Raw genomic sequence first — 25,630 nt, 5'->3', positions numbered from 1 at the left:
GCGTAGGGTTAATTCCCTACTCTCCAGCTACCTTCATCCGAACTCATTTTCCACTGATATATCAGGAAAAACCGGGCGGATTCTAACAAAATCAATGAAATTGATCAATTGTCGGAAATAGAGGAAAAATAAAGTGCGGTCAAAAAATACTATTTTTTCAACCGCACTTTAATTTTAGCGAAAAACAACTACAAAATTTCTTTTGCCTTCGCCACTACGTTATCTACGGTGAAGCCAAATAATTTGAATAATTGATCAGCCGGTGCCGATTCACCGAATGAATTCATACCCACAATACGACCACCAAAGCCTACGTATTTGTACCAGAAATCGGAAATACCCGCTTCAATCGCTACACGCTTAGAGACAGAAGAAGGTAAAACACTTTCACGATACGCTTCGTCTTGTTTATCAAAACGGTTGGTACTTGGCATAGAAACCACACGCACGTTTTTACCTTCCGCCGCAAGTACTTCTGCCGCTTTGACAGCGAGTTCAACTTCCGAACCTGTCGCAATCAAGATTAAATCCGGCGTGCCGTTGCAATCTTTTAAGATATATGCACCACGCGCAACATTGAATAATTGTTCAGAAGTGCGGTCTATTTGAGCAAGGTTTTGACGGGTGAAGATTAATGCACTCGGACCATCCTGACGCTCTACCGCTTGTTGCCACGCCACTGCCGATTCAACTTGATCGCAAGGTCTCCAAGTTTCAAGATTTGGAATTAAGCGTAATGAAGCGGTTTGCTCAACAGGTTGGTGGGTCGGACCGTCTTCGCCTAAGCCGATAGAATCGTGGGTGTAAACAAACAATGCGCGTTGTTTCATTAATGCTGCCATACGCACCGCATTGTGAGCGTATTCATAGAACATTAAGAAAGTCGCCCCATAAGGAATGAAACCACCGTGTAAAGCAATACCGTTCATTATAGCAGACATACCAAATTCACGCACACCATAGTTGATGTAGTTGCCACCAACATTTTCATTTGCACGGATTGGTTTTGAACCGCTCCATAAAGTTAAATTAGAGCTTGCTAGATCTGCCGAACCACCTAAAAACTCAGGTAACACCTGTGCATAGGCTTCAATTGCATTTTGTGAGGCTTTACGGCTTGCAATGCTCGCCGGATTTGCTTGTAATTTTTCAATGAAGGCTTGAGAATATTTTGACCAATCTGTCGGTAATTCTCCGGCCATACGGCGTTTAAACTCTGCTGCCAATTCCGGATAGACTTTTTCGTATGCGGCAAATTTTTCTTCCCAAGATTTTTCCGCTACCATGCCTTTTGCTTTTGCATCCCACTCGGCATAATATTCCGCAGGAATTTCAAACGGTGCATAATCCCAATTTAACGCTTGACGGGTTAATGCAATTTCTTCATCACCCAACGGTGCGCCGTGACTATCATGAGAGCCGGACTTATTCGGTGATCCAAAGCCAATCACGGTTTTACAAATAATTAAAGTCGGTTTCTCTTTTTCTGCTTGAGCAAGAATGGTAGCAGCACGAATTTGTTCCGCATCATGGCCGTCTACATTACGAATAACCTGCCAACCGTAAGCTTCAAAACGGGCTGCCGTATCATCGCTAAACCAACCGTCAACATGACCGTCAATGGAGATATTATTGTCATCATAGAAAGCAATTAATTTACCTAAACCGAGCGTACCGGCTAAAGAACAAGCCTCGTGAGAAATCCCTTCCATTAAACAACCGTCGCCTAAAAACACATAGGTGTAGTGATCGACAATATCATGACCTTCACGGTTAAATTGACCACCTAACGTTTTTTCTGCAATCGCCATCCCCACCGCATTGGTAATCCCTTGACCTAGCGGGCCGGTTGTGGTTTCAACGCCCGGTGCATAGCCGTATTCCGGATGGCCCGGTGTTTTTGAATGTAATTGACGGAATTGTTTCAAATCTTCAATCGAAAGATCATAACCGGTTAAATGCAACAAGCTATAAATCAACATTGAACCATGCCCGTTAGACAAAACAAAACGGTCGCGATCCGCCCACTTAGGATTAGTCGGATTATGTTTTAAAAAATCACGCCATAACACTTCGGCAATATCTGCCATTCCCATCGGGGCTCCCGGATGACCTGATTTTGCTTTTTGTACCGCATCCATAGATAAGAAACGGATTGCATTGGCTAATTGTCTGCGAGTTGCCATATTATTCTCCTGTCTAAAGTAAATTGTTGCCTATTCTACCTTATTTATTTCGTCATTTAGGCAAAATAATTGAAATTTTATGCAATATCTATGATCTATCGTAAATTATGTTCTACGCCGTCTTTGATGATACCGTTGAATATTAGATTTAATCGGTAAATTGAGTGTTTTTTTAGGTTCATTCGCTTTGCGATAAGCACGACGATAATGGCTTAAAAAATAGTGAATAGAACTCGCCAATACCACGCCTAATAAAAATACCACAATCAGCTCACCGTAAAGTTGACGAAAAATTTGATTAATTTTACTTTGGGAGGTTTGCGCATATTGCCCGTCAAAGGTGACACGTAAAAAACCTTGAATACCCATATTAGAATAAATCGGTTCAACAATTTGCTGGTTAGTATTTTCTTCCTCATTGGTTTCAAGCCCTAAACGCAAACGTAAACTTTCCGAGCCCGTACTTTGTGCTAATAATTTGCCTTGTGCATTGTAAATTGAGGCGTCCAACACAAAATGCTCTTGCACAAAATTATCTAAATTTTCCGTCAGTTTTTCAGATTGTGCATTATTAACTAGTAGCACAGAAAACAAATTTGCTTGTTGGCGTACGAGAATATGAGATAGATTAAACACCTGATTTACATTGGCAAACTGTGAACCTATTTTAAATTGCTGAATACCAAATAAAATTATCGCCAACGCAGCAAAGCAAAAAATCACAATCAGCACCAGCATCACGGATTTTGTTAATTTTTCTTTGATTAAATGCAAGTTATTTTCCCCAATTCGCCCTTAAATCGGCTAGAATAGTTTTGATTTTATAATTTACAGGATTTTCTATGCAAATTCAAAACCTTGCAAGCATTACACAAAAATACCCAATATTACCAACCACACTTTTGCCCGAATCCCGCCTTACCTTATTAACTGATAATTTCATTCTCTACGGCACACAATTAAACCTTTCCGTACTGACTCTGTTTCAGCAAAAGTGCGGTCAAAATTTTCAGTGTTTTGATGCTTGGAATGTCGCGAAAAATACAGTAGTGTTACTTCAAGGGGAATGGCAAGATACTTTCCTTTCTATTGCTCACGAGCTAGGTTTAGATATTGCCCGCCTCAACTTCGAAACGAAATTGTCAGAGCCGGGGTTATTAGTGATGGATATGGATTCTACCGCCATCCAAATTGAATGTATTGATGAAATCGCCAAGCTTGCCGGCACCGGGAAATTAGTGTCCGCAATTACCGAAAGCGCAATGCGGGGCGAACTGGATTTTGAACAGAGTTTACGTCGTCGGGTCGGCACATTAAAAAATGCACCGGAAAGTATTTTACAAGAAGTTCGGGCAAATTTACCCTTAATGCCCGGTTTGCAAGAAACCCTTAAAATCTTACAAAAACACGGGTGGAAAACAGCCATTGCCTCAGGCGGTTTTACTTACTTTGCAGATTATTTGAAAGATTTATTAAAGTTAGACTATGCCGTATCCAATCAATTTGATATTGTAGATGGCAAACTGACAGGCTTAATCAAAGGTGATGTTGTCGATGCACAATATAAAGCCTACACACTTCAGCGTTTACGCGATGAATACAGTATTAGCGCTGAAAATACCCTTGCTATTGGTGACGGCGCTAATGATTTAGCCATGATGAAGGTAGCCGGATTAGGTATTGCTTTCCATGCCAAGCCCAAAGTGCAACAACAAGCACAAATTGTGGTAAACTTCGCCGACTTAACCGCACTTTTGTGTCTTTTAAGTGCGAAAGATAGAATTTAACGTTAATAGGAGAAAATTATGCCCTCTTTTGATATTGTTTCCGAAATTACCATGCATGAAGTGCGTAACGCCGTAGAAAATGCAAACCGCGTATTAAGTACACGCTATGATTTCCGTGGTGTGGAAGCCGTGATGGAACTCAATGAAAAAAACGAAACGGTGAAAGTTACTACGGAATCCGAGTTTCAACTTGAACAACTGATCGAAATCTTAATCGGCGCATTCGTTAAGCGTGGCATTGAACACAGTTCGTTGGATATCCCAACGGAAAGTGAACATCACGGCAAACTTTACACCAAAGAAATAAAATTGAAACAAGGCATTGAAACCGAAATGGCGAAGAAAATCACAAAACTAGTGAAAGATTCTAAAATTAAAGTGCAAGCCCAAATCCAAAGTGATCAAGTGCGGGTAACCGGTAAATCCCGTGATGACTTACAAGCTGTGATTCAACTTGTAAAAGGTGCGGAATTAGGGCAACCCTTCCAGTTTAATAACTTTAGAGATTAATTCTTTTTAGCCAAGAAAAAGTGCAGTTAGAAATTCCGGTATTATGTAACAGTTATACAAAACCCTAAAACCGCAACCAATTTTAATGCCTTTCCGATCTCAAATCGCGAAAGGCATTTCTTTTCCCTCAAATTTCACCGACATATTCACTCTTGTATGAAAGTGCGGTCATTTTCGGCGGTGTTTTTTTGCAACAGCTCAATCTGCCATACCTTCACTAACGGGGCACCAATGTATTTGGTATGATACGAACGATAGAGGCTATACTTGGGTATCTGAGTCTATCAGCATTCGGTCGGAATCCCATCAGTAATGGAAACTAATCATTTATCGGAAAAATCTACCACACTTTATCTTTCCTGTAGCGCCTGCTTCATCCTTGTAATCGGCTTGATCAAGTATTGAAACACCGTTTTTTCGCCGGTTTTAATATCAACGGTAGCGGTCATCCCCGGTGTAATATCTAAACGATTACCGTTACGGTCGGTGATATGATTACCATCAGTTTTCACTAAAATTCGGTAGTACGCCTGATCCGGATTCAAATTCAGCTCATTACGTCGGCGTTCATCCTGCAATGTATCCGGACTGATTAATTCAACTTTACCTTCCAGCCCGCCGTAAATCGCATAATCATAGGCGCTTATTTTAACTAATGCCGGTTGTTCGGGGCGGATAAACGCAACATCTTTCGGGCTAATATAGGCCTGCACCAACAAAGCTTCATCCAAGGGTACGATCTCTAAAATATCCTGCCCTGCCTGCACAACACCGCCTACCGTATTAATCCGAATATTTTTTACCACACCGCGCAACGGCGCTTTAATTTGCGAACGTTCTACCGGATCGGCACGCATCACCATATTCTCACGAGCCTGAGCTAATTCCGATTCAGTCTGCACCAATTCATTACTGGCATCCGTCACATATTTATTACGGCGTTCGGAAAGCTGCTGTGCCAAATCGGAAGATTGGCGCATCATTCTCAACAATTCCACTTCCGACATCACGCCTTTTTTCACCATTGGTTGAGTAATACTGATTTCACGATCGAGTAATGCTTTACTTTGACTTAATCCGCTAATTGCATCTTGCATAGCTTTATGCCGTGCGTTATAAGCCGCCGTTTCACGATTTTTGATTTCTTGCGGAATATCTTCCGGAAACTGCAACGGTTCGCCCGAACTTTCAGCTCTCAATCGGGCAACGATCCCGCGTAAACTCTCTACTTTGGCTTCGCTCTCACGCAAAATTGCCGAACTTCGGGTGTCATCGAGTACTAAAAGAACCTGTCCTTTTTCAACCACGTCTCCTTCTTTCACTTTCATTTCCTGAATAATGCCCGGGTCTAAACTTTGTACAATCTGCTCGCGACTACTTGGAATCACACTACCTTGCCCACGTGTCACTTCCTCTAGAGGGCTAAAATACGCCCAAATAACAAATATCACCAAAAATAAAGCAAACAGGATAATTACCGAGAAAATACCCCAATGTTTTTCCGTTTGTAATGCGGCATTTAAATCGTTAATTAATACTAAATCCGCTTTTTTTACTTCATCATTATTATGCATTTTCTGTTCCTTGTTCAGTCGCTTGCCCGTTTGCTTTTCCTGAAGAACCGTTTTCCTGTTCGGTATGTTCAGTGCTTTGGTTCCGATTTAGCGTTTTTTGCTGTTGTTCATTTTTCTGTAAATGCGCCAAGACGGCATCCCGTGGACCATCGATCACGACTTTTCCGTTTTCCATTACAATTACGCGATTGACCAGTTTCAACACTTGCATACGATGTGTTACAACAATCATTGTCCGATTACGCACCCAGTGACCCAAGGCCTGCAATACCATTTCTTCCGATCCCTGATCTAAATCACTGGTCGGTTCATCTAATAAAACGACTTGAGGATCTTTAATAGTCAAACGTGCTAATGCCACTAATTGTTTCTGACCGCCGGATAAGCCCTGACCGTTTTCACCCAGAGGCATATCCAATCCTCGAGGATGACTATTGACTAACGTTTCTAAACCGAAACGGCGTAATGCGTTGACCAGTTCCTGATCACTGGAAAAATTATCCGTGCGGGCAATATCCAGATTCTCACGCAATGTTCCTAAAAATAAACGGGGAGCCTGCCCTAACAGTGAAATCTGATTACGTACATAATTCGGATCAATTTGACGAAGATCTACATTATCCAACGTAACACCGCCGCTTTGCGGTTCATAAAGCCCCGATGCCAACTTTAACAAGGTACTCTTACCACTGCCGACCCGCCCTAAAATAGCCACTTTTTCACCGGGCTGAATCGTAATATTCACTTTATTCAGCGCATTAACACTTTCTTTATTGTATTGGAAATTGACATTGTTAAAATTCAGTTTGCCTTGTACCTGTTTTAAGGTGATATATTTCCGTTCTGCATCACGCTCAATCGGGCGGTTGATAATATCATCAACACCTTTTAAGGCTAAACGCGCCTGCTGAAAACGCGTAGCAAGACCGGCGATTTGTGATAATGGAGCCAAAGCCCGGCCGGATAAAATCACTGACGCGATTAATGCCCCCATAGTAATACGGCTAGCTTCATCCTGACTATGAATTAAATATGTCCCTAAAATTACCAAAAACACCGTATTCAACTGTTGCAAAGCAACCGAGAAATTCACCACAAAGTTACTTAAATCTTTCACTTTTATCTGCGATGCCGAGGTTTTTGCCGTATACATATCCCAACGTTGTTGCGCCCAGTTAGTCGCATTATTAGCTTTTAAGGTTTCAATCCCGTCTAACGCTTCAACAATCAGCCCCTGACGTTGTGATCCCTCGCGCATGGATTCATTAATTTTTGCCGCTAATTTAGGTTGTATCGCAATGCCTACAATAATAACGGTCGGAATAATCACAAGTGGCACAAGCGCCAATTTCCCACCGACTAAATAAATAACGAAAACAAATAACAGCAAGAACGGTAAATCGACCAATACTAACAAACTGGCGCTCGTCATAAACTCACGCACCGATTCAAAATCCCGTAGGTTATTTGCATAGGAGCCCGAGGAAGCCGGTTTATCAATCAAACGCAATGCCATTACTCGTCTAAATAATGCCGCACTAATAATCAAATCGGCTTTTTTACCGGCAATATCGGTTAAATGTCCCCTAATCATTTTCGCCATAAATTCAAAACTAATGGCAAGCACAACCCCAATACTCAATGCCCATAAGGTCTCATAGGTTTTATTCGGAATAACCCGATCATACACATTCATCACGTATAACGAACTAACCAACGCCAGAAAGTTAATAATAAAAGTCGCCAACACAACTTGACCGTAATAGGCTTTAAAACGCCAGATCACTTTCCAGAACCAGGCCTTAGGCATATGGTATTCCGGTAGTTCGGAACGAATATCGGACACGACTTTAGGCTTTACAAACCAACAATAACCTAAATAAAGTCGGCTTAATTCCTCGTAGCTCAACACCTTTTCCACTGCATCGGATTGACGCACGGTAAACTCACGCATTCTGCCGCTACCAGCAATTTTGGTAATCACCAATGCTTCTTCATTATGCAAAATAGCCATCATCGGTACGGCAAGGCTTGGTATATCTTCCAGTTTGCGTTCGGAAACTCGGTTATCAAACCCGTAAGTTCTTAACACCTCGCTTAATGAAGCGAAATTAATGTTTAAATCCCGATCCCGCACAACCTGTGCCGTTAAGGCCTCCTGTGCAACGGGATTGCCATGCAATTGCGTGACCAATGCCAAATGTTCAATAATAGATTTCATAATATTAAGTTTACTTTAAATACTTTCGATAAGATGGTTTTGGGTTAACTCCAACGATGAATACCTTATTACTATCTTTAAATCGATTTTTGCGATGATATCACCACGGACAAATGAGGGTGTTAAATTCAATGTGGAATGGAGATGCCTACACGATAGTTTTTTAGCCCCAGTGTTCAGGTCAAAACTTCTCAAAATTTGACCGCACTTTTATTTATTACCTGCCCACCGGGTGATACGTGCCTGTGAAGCAAGATATAGCAACGCCGCATCTCTGAAATCATTGCGTGCCGTCACCTCTGTGATTTGTATGCCGGTTAGATCTTGGTAAGAATCCAATAAATTAATCAGACTTCGCGCCGCTACTTCAAACTGTAATTCATTATCTTTCACAACATTACGTTGCAGACCAATCTGCTTTCTCGTGACACTCATCAACTGCTGGTTGCGCAACATATCTGCTTCGGAAGTTAATGCACGTTCCTGTATGTTCAATTCAATTTCACGTAACTTGGCCTCTGCCGCTTTTTGGGAATAGTAACTTTGTTGTTCGCTGTATTTTGCCGCCGGATTATAAATATCCCACGACATATTAATATACACTTCATGATTATGACGGCTTGCCGTTCCCTCTAGATTTATTGCCGGTAATTGTCTGGCTTTCGCTGCTTTCACCGCAGCTCTGGCACTGGCTGACTCTTCCTGTTGTGCGAGATAGCTTGGATTTTGTTCAAGTTTCGGATTATGAAAACGATTAATAAACGCCGATACGTTTATTTTTTCAAAGGGATCGACCAAATCCTGTTCGGTTAATTTCGCTTTGGTATAACGTCTTAGCTGATTTAAGGCGGAATGCATAATACGTTGTTGAATTAAAATACTCGACTCAACTTGATTTTTACGTGATAGGGCTTCATTAACTTCAAAAGTACGTCCTTCATCATAACCGGCAATAACCGTTAAATCCTTCAGAATTTTATTATGCCGTTGCAGACTTTCCCGATAGACGGCAATCATATCTTTCGCACGTAATGCGGTTAAATACAGCTGCCCGATTTGTTGCCCCATCATTTCTCTGGTTTCGGTTAATTTATGCTGATAATAGCCTTCTCTATGTTTATCCCGTTCGATTTCAGCTTCGATACCGCCCCAGGCATATAAATTTAAACGGGCATTAACCCCCGGCCCTGAACGGCGGTTACTGGTATCACGATGGTATTGGCTTGCCACCGAGGTATTCGTAACCGACACTATCGGCAAATGTCCCGCCTCGGAAACCTTAGTTTGGCTTTTAGCCATTTCAATATTTGCTTTCGCCTCATCCAAAGTCGGATCCGCCACAAAAGCATGTTGAAGAATTTCATTTAAGGTTGTCTTCGCCAATAATGCAGATGGAAAAAGCATGAGCGAACCGGTAAAAACAACCGATAATCCTTGCTTAAATAAAAAATTTTTCATAGTTTTCTCTGATATCTACACCTGTAAGCAATCAGGATCAATAAAGTCCTGCCTATTTTGCATTTTTCAAATAAAAAGTCAAAAAATTAGATAGATAAAATCCCCCGATAAGTATCAGGGGACTTATTTAGATTAAAGCATACAAATCATTAGATGATTTGGATACCTTGTTGGATGTAGATAGCCTCATCATTAACGTCGCCGACAGATGTACGATAGGTATATTTGTCATAAGTAATACCTTCGTGAACCACATCGGATTCTGTTTTTTCCCAGAAGTTCCAGTTAGATTTAATAGCACCGCCGCCATCTTTAAATTTAGTACCGTTAATATATTTACCGTTATCACCGAAGTCAACGGTATCTTCAGTACCACCTTTAATGTAGATAGTTTTTGTGGTGTCATTGGCTTGAGTAATGTAGTCATTACTGATACCGATAATTTGTGGTGTTGGTGCGGTTAAATCAATTACTTCAAAGTTGAGTACATTCTGTAAGCTCACTTTGCCGTCTGATTTAGTTAAGACTAAGGTATCGTTACCATCACCACCATCGAGTCTTGCCCAAGCTACACCGGTTTCAATACGATCACCCATAATCGCCACATCATCACCTGCACCTAATTTAACTTCTTGGCGCGCTAATAAGCCACTAACAATGAAAGTATCATTACCTTCACCCATATCAATGGTGCCGCTTGACGGTGCTTTAGTACCAACAGATTTAGCAATAAAGGTATCATTTCCGTTACCGAAAGTGATCTCATTGTTATCGTACATGTAGCCGACTTCCATATAGTTATCGCCATTACCAAAACTAATTGTTTTACCTCCGGCGAAATCTTTATTCACATCGGCACGCAATACGTCATTGCCATCGCCATAGCTAATATCTAAACCTGCAGCTTGAACGGTCGTCCCGCCAAAATCAATGACATTGTTACCCTCGCCCATTCTAATATTATAGTTACCTACAAGAAATGTTCCGCCAAAGGTAATTTTGTCGTTGCCTTCGCCCATATCAAAATAACCGTCTGTATCAGCGCCCATTGATTGCATCGTACCGCGAACGTGGATATGGTCATCGCCATTCCCCATTTCAATACGATTTGTTCCACCAACATAGATACCACGTCCCACAGAACCATTACCTACACCCATACCACCAAAGTTATCTAAACCAATGATAAGGGTATCATTGCCTGCTGTAGCTGCAAATGTTTGTGAATCATCCGCAACAAGAGAACTCGATTGTCCCCCTACATTAGGTCCTAATCCTGTGATAAGCGGGTCATCAAAATTATTACCATTAGGATTCAAACCTTTCTCTAATGTGTAATCATTAAACAAGTTTCTCACCGCATTAATTTTGGTTTCAGAGACATTACCTGCGGCATCTGTAACTTGAAGTGTGATACTTCCCGGCACTTTACGGTTCCAGTTGGCTAAATCAAGGGTATATGTACCGTCTCCATTATCAACCGCCTCTTTTAAGTCGGTTTCGCCGGTGCCGTTATAGTATTTATACTTAATGGTTGCACCAATTTCAGAAAGACCATTTGCTTGAAGAACCATTGTGTTGGTATCAGAATTTAACTCTTTAACATCCATCGCTTCCACAATAGTATCTAAGCGATAAGTAAAGTCTTTTTCGGATAAATCAAATCCTTTATCATCTTCTACCAAGACTTTATAACGATATAACTGGTTCGTTGTTTCAGATTGTGGCGTAGTCGGTGCAACGGTGTAATTAAGACCCTCATTTGTCATTTGACCGGTTAAGTCTTCAACCGTCGATTCCGCACCGTCAACAATTTTATAACGTAACACTTTTACTGTTTGACCGGCTTTAAGCGCTTTATCAAGGGTAAAGTGTAATGCTGCGGTTGGATCATTAGTCAAACCGGTTTGGCGACTAATTGCTTTAGTTGCATCAGTATCAGTCATTCCATCGATACGTCCGACATATTTATCTGTGTCCGTATAGAAGTCTGCCACATTCGGCGCATCGTCCGTTAATTTATCTTGAAGATAGATATCCGTAACAATCGGTGCACTTTCTGTTTTATCCGTATCTGTTACTGCATTACCATCAACGGTGACTTTCGCTGTAACATCATAAACAGTATCAAATTTAGGATTATTAAACTCAGTTTTTGTTTCTGTAGTCTCATCCTCGCCAGAACCAACTACTGTTGTCGTTACAGTACTTGTCGGTACTTTAACTTCCCAAGTACCATCAGCACCAACTTTAGCTTTACCGGTGAAATAATTTTCTCCGTTAGCGGTAATCGTAACATCAACCTCAGTATCAGCCGGAACATTAGTCGTTGTACCTTTTACAACAAAACCTTTAACAACGGTTGTTACACCATTTTCCGTCGTACGGCTTATTTCTTCAGTTGCAATATTCGACGGCAAGAATTGTGCATAACCTTCTGTGCCCTCAGCAACCTGAGCTTGACCAGCAATATCATTAATATCAATAGCTGGCGTTGTATCTACCGATTCCACTGTATACGGTTTCTCTGCTGAAGAAATCTCAGCAGTATTACCCGCAGGATCCGTAGCCGTAACAGTTGCAGTCACTTTCTTATCAGCGGCTCCGGTAAGTTTTTCGGTTGGTACGTTGACCGTAAATTCACCAGCTGCATTAACGATTGCGGTACCGATTACTTCATCACCAATCTTAACATCAACCTTATCACCTTCTTTAAATTCTCCGGTTACTTTACCTGTTACAGGTAATGTTGCTTCCGTAGTTTCCGTTAGATTAACAACATCATCACCTGCTACATTATTCACCGTAACTTGTGTAGTCTGATCTGATGGTGCAGTTTGATCAACTGCAAACGGCGCTTCCGCACTTGGTTTACTTTCTTGACCGTCCGGCGTAGTCACTTTCGCCACCACTTTGTAGTCACCATCTGAGCCTACATCCGTTGCAGGAATCGTTACGGTTGCTTTATTTGCACCTTCTTCTGCCGCAGTAACTTCGTGTTCAACTGTTGCAGTTGAGCCGTCCGGTTTGGTTACAGTTAAAGTCACTGTGTCACCTGCTTTAGTGTTTTTCGGTAAAGTTACATCCACTTGCACGCCGTCTTTGGCTTCTTCCGCATTCACACCGTCTGTCGCTTCAGGAATGCTAACTTTCGGCGCACCTTTTTCCGTGGTTGCGTCATTATCGTCATCATCCGCATCGCCGTCGCCATCTACATCGCCCGGTACGCGTGGTGTGCTTGGGTTGTTACCTGCCGTTGCTTCCCCTTTCGCTTCATTACCCGCAGGATCTTTTGCAGTTGCGGTAACTTTTTCACCGTCTTTCACTTCTGTTGCCGGAATAGTCACTTTACCTGTTGCCGGATCAACCACAACGTTTGCCGGTTTATCGTCTGATACCCAGTTTCCGCTATCATCTTTCTTCACGGTAAATTCTTTGTCTTCACCGGTTGCTTCATCTTTGTATTTGATTGTCACCGGATTTTCATCTTTCGGTTCAACCGTTACCGAACCGTCTGCCGCCGCTTGAACATCCGGGGTTGCCGGTGCGGTTTGGTCAACGCTAAACGGCGCTTCCGCACTTGGTTTACTTTCTTGACCGTCCGGCGTAGTCACTTTCGCCACCACTTTGTAGTCACCATCTGCGCCTACATCCGCTGCAGGAATCGTTACGGTTGCTTTATTTGCACCTTCTTCTGCCGCAGTAACTTCGTGTTCAACTGTTGCAGTTGAGCCGTCCGGTTTGGTTACGGTTAAAGTCACTGTGTCACCTGCTTTAGTGTTTTTCGGTAAAGTTACATCCACTTGCACGCCGTCTTTGGCTTCTTCCGCATTCACACCGTCTGTCGCTTCAGGAATGCTAACTTTCGGCGCACCTTTTTCCGTGGTTGCGTCATTATCGTCATCATCCGCATCGCCGTCGCCATCTACATCGCCCGGTACGCGTGGTGTGCTTGGGTTGTTGCCTGCAATCGCATCCGTATCTGCCGTATTACCTTTCTCATCCGAACCGGTAGCCGTTACTTTAGAACCGTCTTTCACTTTATCTGCCGGAATGGTAAATGAGCCATCTCCGTTCGGTGTAACATCCGGATTGTCTGATGACCAGTTGCCATTTGCATCTTTTGTCAAGGTTGCGTTTTTTTCATTGCCGCTTTCATCGGTATATTTCACAACAACTTTTGTATTGTCTTCACCAGGTTTTACAGTTACCGAACCATCAGCTTTAGCATCTAATATTGGTTTGTCTGCTGTATTGTCATTACCGCCACCACTACTTCCGTTATTACTTGCCGCAATCGCAATACCCGCTGCTAACGGAACTAACGCTAATAACCACCAAGGATTAAACGCCCAAAATGCACTGGATAGTTCTTCTCCGCCTAAAGCCTGTGGAGCCGCAACTTCTTCCGCAAGCATACTGACCGCATCCGCTTTTAAGCCTGATTCCGGTACATAAGCATAAATGCCACCGTTTTCATGTTGACCAACAATTAAGTTGCTCACTTCTTCCGAATTTTCGTCGCCGTAATAACCTTTAATCACAACGTCAGCACTCATATCACCGTCTTCTAAAAACAGCTTTAAATCTTTTCCTTCACGTTTTGCGATGATATTTTGCGGACCGAAACCAGTTTGATCATCGATTAATTGGTAATTTGATTTATCTCTTGCTTCAATGACCAACATTTCACCTTGAGTAATTTGGTGGTTGGCAATAACTTTTTTAGCACTTAATACTTTTAATGTGGTTGACATAAATATTCCTTAAATCATTATTTTCTATAAACCGCGATTTCTACACGGCGATTCGGTTGGTTGCACTGATTACGTTGCGCACTTTTGTAAGCTTCACAATTACTAACCACCGGTTCTGCTTTACCGTAACCTACAGCACTAATCGACGCAGTCACGCCCGCTTTTTGTAAGGCTAATTTCACGGTATTTGCGCGTTTTTGTGATAAAGCTTTATTATAGCTGTCAGAGCCTACCGGATCGGTATGCCCGGATACGGTAATTTTGCTGATAGACATTGTTTTTGTTTTCGCTGCAAATTCCTGAATTTTCTCTTTACCGTTCGGTAAAATGTCGTTGTAACTTGACTTATTGAAACCGAATAATGCACTCGCATCTAATGATTCCACCGCTAATACGCCTGCACCACAGTTATTCGGTGCCGGTACGCGTGAAAACGTTTGATTTTCTCTTGGTAATTGAGAAACGGCTTGTGCTCCGATCTCACTTTCTACTCGGGTAAAGGTTAATTTGCCGTTTTGTTGCTCGACTTTGATATAAGCCACTTCGTTAACCGGTAAAGTATAGTTCACACCTTGTGTACGATTACCAAATTGAGTATTCGTTGTATACGATGCACTAAATAGGTGTTTATCCGCACAAACTGCAATCGGGGTAAAAGCATTTGGTAATAAAGACGTTTGGTAGTTACTATCAATGTAAATATTGACTGCCGGGCCTTCTACATCATCTTGACGATAGAACACTGCCAAAGATTGGTTTTCTGCTAACTGGGCATTAATTTTGCTTTGTTCAAAATTACTCCACTTTTCTAGCGGCTGATTCGCATCTCGTGCACAGCCGGTCAATGCAACTACCATGCCGAGACAAAGAAATGTTTTTTTCATATTTAACCTCTTTAATAGTTAGTAAATTTATTGAGATTCAATAAATAAAATGATTTTTCCTTGACACAACACAATTCCATCGCATCAGGGGCAATCCTAGCCAAACAATCGAGGAAAAATAATATCGCTGAAAACATTCGAGTGATATTGAAAATATCACTCCAAACACCCTCAACACTTGAATTTTTTAAGAAACAAAAATACAAAAAACTCAAGATTGAGTATTCTTGATACAAGAACTCTCAATCTTGAGTTTTTAGTAAACGGAAACCCACCTAACCTTTTCGGAGTGGAAAAAGAAAGAAAAACTATGCTGTCTGCTGTCTGCTGTCTGCTGTCTGCTGTTCATCAGTGTATGTCCTGAATTTAAAATTGAAAGACCTATGCGCCTACTTTACACGTGTTTTATTATAACGCTAAGTTTTAAAAAAAAATAGTTTTATTACAAAAACTTTGGTTTGTTAATTTTAAAAGTATTAATGATAACCTTACTTTAAGCTATTAAAATAGTTCCTATTCGTAACAATACACAGCATCTTGCTAAAACCAACAAAAGCTCACCTGTGCTTATCAAATAACTTACTCTTAACAAGCAAATCCATTAGTCCCAATATTAGACCACATCAACGCCTAACCCTCAATAACTTTAGATATTTACCTGTCATAGATCATTGAAATTTTCAACCGCACCTCTAAAAATACCCTTAGCTTTCGCTACAGAGGGTTTTAATCACACATTAGCATATATTTTTATAGGCTAAAGTGCGGTCGTTTTTAACCCTATTATAAATATCAGTCGTAAACATACAAAATAATATTTTGTGCAACTGCTATATAATACTGAGATAATTCAAATATTTTTTCATCGCACTTTATTTACTTTACCGGTTAAGCAAATCTTGCTTTCGCTTCTGCAATAGCTTCTGCCACCCGTAATGGTGAAACACCGCCTTTCGCACAACGCTTATCCAAACAAGATTGCAGAGAAAGAATGTCGTACACATCATCACCTACAACTTCGCTAAACTGACGAAACTCCGGAATAGTTAAATCTTCCAAGCCTTTGCCTTTTTCAATAGCATACACCACGGTTTCCCCCACAATGTGATGAGAATCACGGAAAGGTACGCCCTTAGCAACGAGATAATCAGCCAATTCGGTAGCATTTGAATAACCTTTTAAGGCGGCTTCACGGGTACGTTTAACGTTCACCTTTAACTCGTCCAGCACAAAGGTTGCCATATCCAAACAATCTTGCCAAGTATCCAAAGCATCGAAAATCCCTTCTTTATCTTCTTGCATATCTTTATTGTAGGCGAGCGGCAACCCCTTTAAAGTCATCAACATTCCGGTTAAAGCGCCCATTACGCGACCTGTTTTGCCACGAATCAATTCACAGGCATCCGGATTTTTCTTTTGTGGCATTAAAGATGAACCTGAAGTTACACGATCCGATAATTCTACGAAGTTTGCTTCTCCACTATTAAAAATAATCATATCTTCTGCAAAACGGGAAAGATGCGCCATACTCAGGGAGGCAGTGGAAAGTAATTCTACGATATGATCACGATCCGACACGCTGTCCAAACTATTACGGGTCGCAAAATTAAACCCTAAATCTTGAGCAAGTGCGTCGCGATCCACCGCATAAGCTGTCCCTGCCAACGCACCACTACCAAGCGGGCAAGTATTCATACGTTTATAAGCATCGGCCAAACGGGTGTAATCCCGATCAAACATTTCTACATAAGCCATACACCAATGGGCAAAAGTAATAGGTTGAGCACGCTGGAGATGGGTGTAACCCGGCATCACGGCTTCTTGGGTATTTTCAGCGGTTTGCACTAAATGACGTTGCAAATTCCGAATCGAATCCTGCAATTCGATTACACGTTGTTTACACCACATTTTTATATCAAGTGCAACTTGATCGTTACGGCTACGTCCGGTATGCAATTTTTTGCCAAGATTGCCCACTTTATCAATCAGTTTACTTTCCACCCAGCTGTGAATATCCTCTGCTTCATCTTGCAAAATTGCTTGCGGATTCGACCGCACTTCAATCAATAATTCATTTAATGCCTGCTCTAACTGTTGTTGTTCATCCGGTGTTAATACATTCACTGTTACTAACGCTTTCGACCAACCGATTGATCCTTCGATATCCTGTTCGGCCAGACGATAATCAAAACGTAATGAATCATTAAAATCTTTAAAACGCTTATCTGCTGCTTGTGTAAAACGCCCACCCCAAAGTGCCATAATATCCTCTTTCTTATTCTCAATAGACCCCAAAGTGCGGTCAAAACATACGGAATTTTTGAAAGGACTATTTTATCAACTCCCCCTAAATAAGTGAAATATTTTAAAGAAATCGCCGATACATCCAATGATAAAATGAGACGATTTATAGATAAATTAAGACAAATCGTCTAATAACTTTGGCTTAATTACCTTAAAATTTAAACCTGTTTTATCATTAATAATTAGGAGTTATCTATGCAAGCTTTGATTGAATTTATTGCTAAAATAATTGCCCCTTAGCAACATCAATTTATTAATTTTATTCGAATTGCCATTTTTATTGTTATGGCTTGGCGACTTAAAAAACTTTCCAATACGAAGCGGACGGTATTGCTTATTTCGTATCCAATAGCCCTTTTATGAGCTTTTTTATAATAACAGCGATAAATACGCACCAAATGAAAAAGGCGAAATGGTTAAAGAATATGTTTTACACAAGAACCCCGAAGAAAAAATGGTACAAAAAAATATTGAATGGCATAAACAAAACGGTACTTATACCTTCTCTTACGGGTTAGGCGTGGTGATTGTCACCATTGGCATTTTAACCCTGATGGGAATTTAGAATGCCAATATCGGGTTGATTGGAGGACTCTTGACCTTCGGTATGTCAATTGTTACGCTTTCGTTCCTGATTACCACACCGGAAACTTGGGTGCCTAATTTAGGCGGCGATTTCCTACCCCAAATTACGGCTTCCCTTATTTATCCGCAGCAGGATACTTGATTTTAAAAGACATTATTATGATGGCAGGCGGATTAACCGTAGCGGCAGAATGTGCAAATAGAATTCTGCGTAAAAAAGCCGGCGGGTTGGCTTAATAAAATATACAATGCAAACGAAAATAGGGAGTTGGCTCCCTATTTTTATTTATAGAGGTAAGTAATGGATATTCTCGATAAGCTCATTAAATTTGCTCAAATATCCGGTAGCATTAATGTTTAATGTAAATTGCAAGACACTTGGTATATTCGCCATGATAGACAAACCTGTCACGGAATTGTGCATATAGTTTCACAAGGAGAGGGATATTTACATATTGACGGGATGGTAAATGCAATAAAACTTAAGGCTAACGATGTGGTATTTCTCCCCCATTCATTAGGCCATTCCCTAACACACCAGCCTAACTACGAGGGTCCGAGCAAAATAAACACTATTTCTAACGGTGCATTTACATTGAAACAATGCGGCGGTGAATCACCCGATTTAAGCTTATTTTGTGCCAATTTTACTTATGATAAACAATCGGAATTATTTAATAACCTACCGGAAGTTATTTTATTAAACTTGCAGGATGCCTCTTTAACCCCCTTACTTGACATACTGCAACGGGAAGCCGACGATTATCAGCCCGGTTTCGCAAATATTATTAATGCCTTACTCAGCGTATTGCTAACCTTGTTAATTCGAGCCTATTTATAACAGGATAATGCTCAGCTTAACGGATTACGCGATAAACGTCTTTACAATGTGATATCCAATATTATTGCCAAACCTGAGCAGGGTTGGAAAATTGAAACATTTTGTCATATAGCGAATCTATCCAAAGCTCAACTTATACGATTATTTAATCAGCAACTTGGTATTAACCTATATAATTTTGTCAATCATGTCAGATTACAAAAAGCAGTGGAATTACTTAAACATTCCCAACAATCCATACTCAGTATTGCGTTAAATTGCGGTTTTCAGTCGGAAAGTAATTTTGGAAAAGCATTTAAAAAATATTATCAATTAACACCGGGGCAATATCGTAAAAAATAAAATAAATTTATAAAAGTTTATGCTGACAACTAGACAGTATGCAGTTTTAGTGATACCTTACGCAAAAATTTTAGGATAAGACTCCACCATTCAATTAATTCAACTCTTAACAATCCCAACAATTATTCACTATGCATTTAACAGAACTTAAAAATACGCCTGTTTCGGATCTTGTGAAACTTGGCGAAGAGCAAATGGGCTTAGAAAATTTAGCCCGTTTGCGTAAACAAGATATTGTCTTTGCAATCTTAAAACAACACGCTAAAAGCGGCGAAGATATCTTTGGCGGCGGCGTGTTAGAAATTTTACCTGATGGTTTCGGTTTTTTACGTTCCGCCGACAGTTCCTATTTAGCCGGTCCTGACGATATTTATGTTTCACCAAGCCAAATTCGTCGTTTTAACTTACAAACCGGTGACAAGATTGAAGGCAAAATCCGTCCGCCTAAAGAAGGTGAGCGCTATTTTGCCCTACTTAAAGTTGATCGAGTCAATGATGACAAACCTGAAGTATCCCGCAGTAAAATTCTCTTTGAAAACTTAACACCGCTCCACGCTAACTCCCGTCTTAAAATGGAACGGGGTAACGGTTCAACCGAAGATTTAACCGCCCGTATTCTAGATTTAGCCTCACCGATTGGTAAAGGTCAACGGGGTTTAATTGTTGCTCCGCCAAAAGCAGGGAAAACAATGCTACTGCAAAATATTGCTCAAAGCATTACCCATAATTATCCGGAATGCGAACTCATCGTCCTATTAATTGATGAACGCCCGGAAGAGGTAACGGAAATGCAACGCTCAGTAAAAGGAGAAGTTATCGCTTCTACTTTTGATGAGCCTGCGGCACGCCATGTTCAAGTGGCAGAAATGGTGATCGAAAAGGCTAAACGTTCCGTCGAACATAAAAAAGATGTGGTGATTTTACTTGATTCCATTACCCGTTTAGCCCGTGCTTATAATACGGTAACTCCTGCTTCCGGTAAGATTTTATCCGGCGGTGTGGATGCAAACGCATTACACCGTCCTAAACGTTTCTTCGGTGCCGCCCGTAATGTAGAAGAAGGTGGTAGTTTAACTATCATTGCTACTGCACTTGTCGATACCGGCTCAAAAATGGATGAAGTAATTTTCGAAGAATTTAAAGGAACCGGTAATATGGAGCTCCATCTTTCTCGTAAAATTGCCGAAAAACGCGTATTCCCTGCTATTGACTTCAATCGCTCGGGAACGCGTAAAGAAGATTTACTCACTACTCCCGATGAACTGCAAAAAATGTGGATTCTGCGCAAAATCCTTAACCCAATGGGTGAAGTGGAAGCAATGGAATGGCTCATTGACAAACTCGGTGTTGCAAAAACTAACGAAGAGTTTTTTGAAATTATGAAACGTTCGTAATAGTCCGATAGCATCACAAAAATCGGATATAACAAAAGGGAAACTGATGTTTCCCTTTTGTTATATCATTATAAAAGTTCGCCGAATAATTTCTCTGCTACTCTTCTTATTTCAACTTAGCCCAACTTTTCTGCGCATTTTTCGCATTAATAAAAATATCCACGGCCATAATATACCTGAAGCGATAGCGCCAAAAATTTCTTGCCAATTAAAAATCGCACTGTGTAAAAATAGTTCCACAAGGAAAATAGCAAAACGGATAGAAAATACAAAAATAATCACTAATAGGCTTTGAAACCATAAGGAAAGGTTACGCAACACCAAATAATTTTTAGCAATAAAGTAAAAAGCGACTGAAAGTACTAGAGCATGAATACCAAGGGTTGAACCAAGAACAATATCCCAAATCACACCCAGTAAAAAAGCAATACCAATACTTACTTTGTTAGGAATTGCTAATCCCCAGTAGGTTAACACCAAAATTAACCAAGAGGGTTTAAAAGCTTGAAAGCCTATTGGCCAAGGTGCAAGTTCCATAACAAGAGCGACAATAAAGAATGAGAGTATCGTTACCCATTGCAAAATTAAGCGCATTTGCATTAGCCTTCCTCCCTATATTCCCGCTGCTCCGGTGAAACAGGCTCGTCTTGCGGTGTTTCAGTCGGAATTTCAGGCTCAATTTCTTCCTTATTATTTTCGGCTTTTGGTTCTTGTTCCTCGGTAATTTTCATTTTGTGCACTTTATTGTTCATCTCATTAGCTTGGCTTTCCAACCGCTTTTGAACAAGCTCGCGCACTTCTTCCGGTGACATAGATTTTACTTTCGATATATCTAGGGTGCTTGGCCAAAGTAAAAGCACATAACGTAAACGTTCTAAAGATGCGAGAGGTTGGGCTTTTACTGCGGCGAAATAATTTGTTCCGTCACGTGATACACTTTGTACTACTGCTACGGGATAACCTTCAAGAAAACGCCCCCCTAAACCTGACGTCACTAATAAATCGCCTTTTTCAATATCCACTGAACGCGGTACGTTATCAAGCGTAAGTTCGTCAGTATGCCCGGTTCCACTGGCAATCACACGTACATCGTTACGCAGCACTTGCACAGGAATAGAATGAGTCACGTCCGTCATCAACAATACACGACTGGTGTTAGCCCCTACTGAGATAATTTGCCCAATCACGCCTTTTTCATCAATGACCGGTTGCCCTACATAAGCACCGTCCTTTTCGCCCTGATTAATAACAATTTGCTGGCGATATATATCAGTTTCAGCTGTCAGTACCTCCGCAATTTTTTTATATTCATCGGTTCTTAACGGCGAATTGAGTAATAAACGTAAACGCTGATTTTCGACTTTAATTTGATCTAACAACAACAAATCCGCATTTTTTTCACGAAGCTGCTCACGCAATACCTTATTTTCAATTTGCAATTTGTTGGTATCTACAAAATTATTCGATACTCCGTCTAATACAGTACGTGGGCTATTGGCCAAATAATACAAACCGCCAACCGCCGTTTCCATCATACTGCGAACTTTATTCATCGAATCCTGCCCATCCGCAAAAATAAGACCGCTAGAAACAATCACCGCAAGAACCAGGCGGAATCCTAAAGGAGGAGATTTAGCAAAAATCGGTTTCATTAAAACACCTAATCCATTAATGGCTTAAAGCAAAAGTGCGGTCAAAATCAACCGCACTTTTTATTGATGATAAATTAGATTTCATCGCTAAAAATATCGCCACCATGCATATCGATCATTTCTAACGCTTCACCGCCGCCACGCGCCACGCAAGTGAGCGGTTCTTCGGCAATAATTGTCGGAACACCGGATTCACGTGCAAGCAAAATATCAATATTGCGTAGTAATGCACCGCCTCCGGTCAAAACCATACCACGTTCAAAAATATCCGCCGCATGTTCTGGCTGACATTCTTCAAGCGCTGTACGTACTGCCGCAACAATACCATTAAGAGGCTGTTGAATAGCCTCCAATACATCACGAGAGGTTAATTTGAAAGAACGAGGCGCACCTTCAGCCAAGTTATGACCATGCACTTCCATTTCTTTAATTTCGTCACCATCTTGAATGTAAGCCGTACCAATTTCTTGCTTAATACGCTCTGCCGTAGGTTCTCCAATGACTGAACCAAAAGTACGACGTACATAAGAAATAATCGCTTCGTCAAAACGGTCACCGCCAATACGAACAGAAGAAGAATACACGATGCCGTTTAAAGAAATCACGGCGACTTCGGTTGTTCCCCCACCAATATCAATAACCATTGAACCGACTGCGGTAGAAACCGGTAATTTTGCGCCGATTGCCGCAGCCATCGGTTCTTCAATTAAATACACTTCACGAGCCCCGGCACCAATCGCCGATTCTTTAATTGCACGGCGTTCAACCTGTGTTGCACCAGCCGGCACGCACACTAACACCCGAGGGCTTGGACGCATAAAGTTGCCGCTATGTACCTGCTTAATAAAATACTGCAGCATTTTTTCGGTTACAAAAAAGTCTGCGATTACACCATCTTTCATCGGACGAATAGCCACAATGCTTTTTGGCGTACGCCCTAACATTTGTTTGGCTTCTTTACCTACCGCCGCAATACTTTTTAACGCCCCCATACGATCTTGGCGAATCGCCACGACAGAAGGCTCGTCTAGTACAATCCCCTGCCCTTTTACATAAATCAGCGTATTTGCCGTACCTAAATCGATAGAGAGATCATTTGAAAATAAACCGCGTATTTTTTTAAATAACATAATAATTCCGTTAATTTGAATTGATTAAAAATTTGATCATATTTGAATGCACAAAAAATTGTGCTAAATGTACCAAAAAATCGCTATTGATAACAGTATTTTTATACCCCATAAGAAAAATGCGCTAAAAAACGACCGCACTTTTACTCAGTTATCCATTGAGTTGATTTAACGACCATTCGCCTTTAGATAAAAGATTAAGCTGCTGTTGATGGAAAGCCTTCAATGTAGAACGATGCCCCACGCTAATAATTGTCGTTGTCGGTAATTCATCTTTTAATAAACGATACATCGCATATTCCAATCCTTCGTCTATACTCGCCGTTGCTTCATCTAAAAAGGCGACTTTCGGTTTATGCAGCAATAGTCGGGCAAAGGCTAAACGTTGTTGCTCGCCAAGGGAAAGAATACGAGTCCAATCTTGCTCTTGCTCAATGCGTTCGAGTAAATGCCCAAGTTGAACTTTGCGTAAGATTTGTTCTACCAAAGTGCGGTCAATTTCTTCCACATTTTTCGGATATGCCAATGCTGTCAGTAGGCTACCTTGCGGCAAATAAGGTTTTTGTGAAAGGAAAAGTTGCTCTTTCGGGCAATATACTTTTCCTAAAGAATAAGACCAAAGTCCGGCAGCTGTACGTAATAAAGAAGTTTTTCCTGCGCCGGAATTCCCTTGGATCAATAAACTTGCCCCTTGTGGTAACACCAAGTTTAAATTCTCAATTAATGTCTGCCCAAAGGGATTTTTAATGCTTAAATGTTCAAAAATCACATCCTTTTCACTGACATGAATATCTGTTTTCGATTCACGATTTGCCATATCAATGGCGTAAGTAAAGCCAGTTAAACGGTCAAGGGTCGCTTTATAGCCAGCAAAGTTATCATACGAGCTACGGAAGAAAGATAAATTGGAATGTAATTGACCGAACACTTGTAATGTTTGTATTAAATCACCCAGTTTGATCTGTTTTTCAAAATAACGCCCCACTTGGATCAGTATGGGGAATACGACAGAAACTTGACTCACTACTAAGTTGAAACCAGAAAATTTCAAGGTTCTAAATACAATATCCCACATATTTTTGATCACTGAACGAAATTGGCGATAAAGCTGATTTTGTTCTACCTTTTCTCCAGCGTAAAATGCAATACTTTCCGCATATTCTTTAATACGAATCAGGGAATATCGATAGTTTGCATTCAAACGTTCGTTAGCAAAATTTAGACTGATGAGCGGACGCCCAAGTCTGAATGCAATTAGCGTACTGAAAATCACATAAGCAAAGACCAAGAAAACCATCATATGCGGAATTTCTACCCCCAAGAACATCATTGGTCCCGCCAATCCCCATAATAAAATAGTGTAGGAAATCATGGAGGTAACCGCATCAATAACACCGGTGCTTAATGACAATGTGGTTTTGACATAAGATTGTATATCTTGTTGAATCCGTTGATCAGGGTTATCTAAATTAGCGGACAGATATTGGGTTTTATAGTAAGCGCGATTTGCCATCCATTTACCGGTTAGTTCATCATTGAGCCAAGTAATCCAATCAATCACAAAACGTTGTTCAACATAATAGCTTGCTAGATAAGTGGAAACTGAACTGGTGGCAATGACACAAAACAATACCATTTGTTGCCAAAAGACGGGTTCATTAAATTCTTGTAGCGACGTGTACATACTATTGTTCCATTCGGAATACAGTAAACTGACACGTACACTCACTAGAGTCAGTGCCACAATCAACAAGAAAAATAATAAGGGTTTAATGCTACGCTTTGGCGAAAGATAACCGCCGGCAAACATCCAAAATTGCTTTCCCCAATGCGTAAAACGCACCAGTAAAAAAATCCCTAAACTAAATACCACTGCTGTAATAGCAAGCGTTCTTAAAATCCAAAGGAGCGATGTGATCGCTTCTTGTCCGTAATCCATAAAAATATACCCGTAAAAAATAAAAGTGCGGTCATTTTAGGCAGAGTTTATGATTAAGCAAGAAAA

General features: G+C 40.8%; 20 protein-coding genes and 1 pseudogene. 9 read left to right on the top strand and 12 right to left on the bottom strand.

Features of this window, described 5'->3' with window-relative positions:
- Positions 1–188: 188 nt before the first annotated feature.
- Together tkt and BKL51_RS07620 are read right to left on the bottom strand one after the other, a co-directional pair.
- Entirely contained in the window at positions 189–2,186 is a 1,998-nt protein-coding gene (gene tkt / locus BKL51_RS07625) for a transketolase (protein ID WP_077466117.1), read from the bottom strand.
- Between the two features lie 105 nt (positions 2,187–2,291).
- The gene (locus BKL51_RS07620) at positions 2,292–2,960 is read right to left on the bottom strand and encodes a YtjB family periplasmic protein (RefSeq protein ID WP_077466116.1); all 669 of its coding nucleotides are present in this window, start codon (positions 2,958–2,960) and stop codon (positions 2,292–2,294) included.
- A gap of 68 nt (positions 2,961–3,028) precedes the next feature.
- On the opposite strand from BKL51_RS07620, the gene serB reads away from it, so the two are divergent.
- A complete protein-coding gene (gene serB, locus BKL51_RS07615) occupies positions 3,029–3,973 on the top strand; it encodes a phosphoserine phosphatase (RefSeq protein WP_077466115.1) in 945 nt (314 codons plus the stop codon).
- 18 nt (positions 3,974–3,991) lie between these two features.
- The gene (locus BKL51_RS07610) at positions 3,992–4,483 is read left to right on the top strand and encodes a YajQ family cyclic di-GMP-binding protein (protein WP_077466114.1); all 492 of its coding nucleotides are present in this window, start codon (positions 3,992–3,994) and stop codon (positions 4,481–4,483) included.
- 350 nt (positions 4,484–4,833) lie between these two features.
- On the opposite strand, the gene BKL51_RS07605 is transcribed toward BKL51_RS07610, so the two are convergent.
- The 6 genes from BKL51_RS07605 to argH form a co-directional block, all read right to left on the bottom strand.
- Positions 4,834–6,057 (bottom strand): HlyD family type I secretion periplasmic adaptor subunit, encoded by a 1,224-nt coding sequence (locus BKL51_RS07605; RefSeq protein WP_077466113.1) that lies wholly within the window; start codon positions 6,055–6,057, stop codon positions 4,834–4,836.
- A complete protein-coding gene (locus BKL51_RS07600; RefSeq protein WP_077466112.1) occupies positions 6,050–8,278 on the bottom strand; it encodes a type I secretion system permease/ATPase in 2,229 nt (742 codons plus the stop codon). The genes BKL51_RS07605 and BKL51_RS07600 overlap by 8 nt, the downstream gene beginning before the upstream one ends.
- 210 nt (positions 8,279–8,488) lie before the next feature.
- On the bottom strand, positions 8,489–9,736 hold the full coding sequence (locus BKL51_RS07595; protein ID WP_077466111.1) for a TolC family protein: 1,248 nt from the start codon (positions 9,734–9,736) through the stop codon (positions 8,489–8,491).
- 149 nt (positions 9,737–9,885) lie between these two features.
- Positions 9,886–14,493 carry an Ig-like domain-containing protein gene (locus BKL51_RS07590; RefSeq protein WP_077466110.1) on the bottom strand — a complete coding sequence of 1,536 codons (4,608 nt, stop codon included), beginning with the start codon at positions 14,491–14,493 and terminating at the stop codon, positions 9,886–9,888.
- A gap of 17 nt (positions 14,494–14,510) precedes the next feature.
- Entirely contained in the window at positions 14,511–15,377 is an 867-nt protein-coding gene (locus tag BKL51_RS07585) for an OmpA family protein (RefSeq protein WP_077466109.1), read from the bottom strand.
- An 888-nt stretch (positions 15,378–16,265) separates the two neighbouring features.
- The gene (gene argH / locus BKL51_RS07580) at positions 16,266–17,639 is read right to left on the bottom strand and encodes an argininosuccinate lyase (protein ID WP_077466108.1); all 1,374 of its coding nucleotides are present in this window, start codon (positions 17,637–17,639) and stop codon (positions 16,266–16,268) included.
- Positions 17,640–18,040: 401 nt separating this feature from the next.
- Between argH and BKL51_RS12350 the strand changes: the two are divergent.
- The 7 genes and pseudogenes from BKL51_RS12350 to rho all read left to right on the top strand — a co-directional run.
- Positions 18,041–18,085: pseudogene (locus BKL51_RS12350) on the top strand (hypothetical protein); the annotation flags it as partial.
- Between the two features lie 8 nt (positions 18,086–18,093).
- Positions 18,094–18,246, top strand: a complete 153-nt coding sequence (locus BKL51_RS12345) for a DUF417 family protein (protein ID WP_369801914.1) — start codon at positions 18,094–18,096, stop codon at positions 18,244–18,246.
- Positions 18,247–18,288: 42 nt separating this feature from the next.
- Positions 18,289–18,408, top strand: a complete 120-nt coding sequence (locus BKL51_RS12340) for a DUF417 family protein (RefSeq protein WP_369801913.1) — start codon at positions 18,289–18,291, stop codon at positions 18,406–18,408.
- Positions 18,405–18,503, top strand: a complete 99-nt coding sequence (locus tag BKL51_RS12335) for a DUF417 family protein (protein WP_369801912.1) — start codon at positions 18,405–18,407, stop codon at positions 18,501–18,503. The genes BKL51_RS12340 and BKL51_RS12335 overlap by 4 nt, the downstream gene beginning before the upstream one ends.
- Positions 18,504–18,633: 130 nt before the next feature.
- Positions 18,634–19,107, top strand: coding sequence for a cupin domain-containing protein (locus BKL51_RS07570; RefSeq protein ID WP_077466107.1), 474 nt, complete (start codon positions 18,634–18,636; stop codon positions 19,105–19,107).
- Positions 19,108–19,155: 48 nt separating this feature from the next.
- Positions 19,156–19,449: an AraC family transcriptional regulator gene (locus BKL51_RS07565; protein WP_077466106.1), complete on the top strand. Its 294-nt coding sequence runs from the start codon at positions 19,156–19,158 to the stop codon at positions 19,447–19,449.
- A 131-nt stretch (positions 19,450–19,580) separates the two neighbouring features.
- The gene (gene rho / locus BKL51_RS07560) at positions 19,581–20,843 is read left to right on the top strand and encodes a transcription termination factor Rho (RefSeq protein WP_077466105.1); all 1,263 of its coding nucleotides are present in this window, start codon (positions 19,581–19,583) and stop codon (positions 20,841–20,843) included.
- 111 nt (positions 20,844–20,954) lie between these two features.
- Here rho and mreD read toward each other — a convergent pair whose 3' ends face one another.
- The 4 genes from mreD to BKL51_RS07540 all read right to left on the bottom strand — a co-directional run bounded on the left by mreD (position 20,955) and on the right by BKL51_RS07540 (position 25,564).
- On the bottom strand, positions 20,955–21,443 hold the full coding sequence (mreD, locus tag BKL51_RS07555) for a rod shape-determining protein MreD (protein WP_077466104.1): 489 nt from the start codon (positions 21,441–21,443) through the stop codon (positions 20,955–20,957).
- On the bottom strand, positions 21,443–22,495 hold the full coding sequence (mreC, locus tag BKL51_RS07550) for a rod shape-determining protein MreC (RefSeq protein WP_077466103.1): 1,053 nt from the start codon (positions 22,493–22,495) through the stop codon (positions 21,443–21,445). Before mreC ends, mreD begins: the two co-directional genes overlap by 1 nt.
- Positions 22,496–22,569: 74 nt before the next feature.
- Positions 22,570–23,625, bottom strand: a complete 1,056-nt coding sequence (locus tag BKL51_RS07545; RefSeq protein ID WP_077466102.1) for a rod shape-determining protein — start codon at positions 23,623–23,625, stop codon at positions 22,570–22,572.
- A 151-nt stretch (positions 23,626–23,776) separates the two neighbouring features.
- A complete protein-coding gene (locus tag BKL51_RS07540; protein WP_077466101.1) occupies positions 23,777–25,564 on the bottom strand; it encodes an ABC transporter ATP-binding protein/permease in 1,788 nt (595 codons plus the stop codon).
- Positions 25,565–25,630 lie beyond the last annotated feature (66 nt).

It is taken from the genome of Rodentibacter sp. Ppn85 (assembly GCF_001999335.1).
Lineage (GTDB): Bacteria > Pseudomonadota > Gammaproteobacteria > Enterobacterales > Pasteurellaceae > Rodentibacter.
Note: the sequence above shows the minus strand (reverse complement) of the source record. Positions and strands in the feature narration are given on the sequence as shown.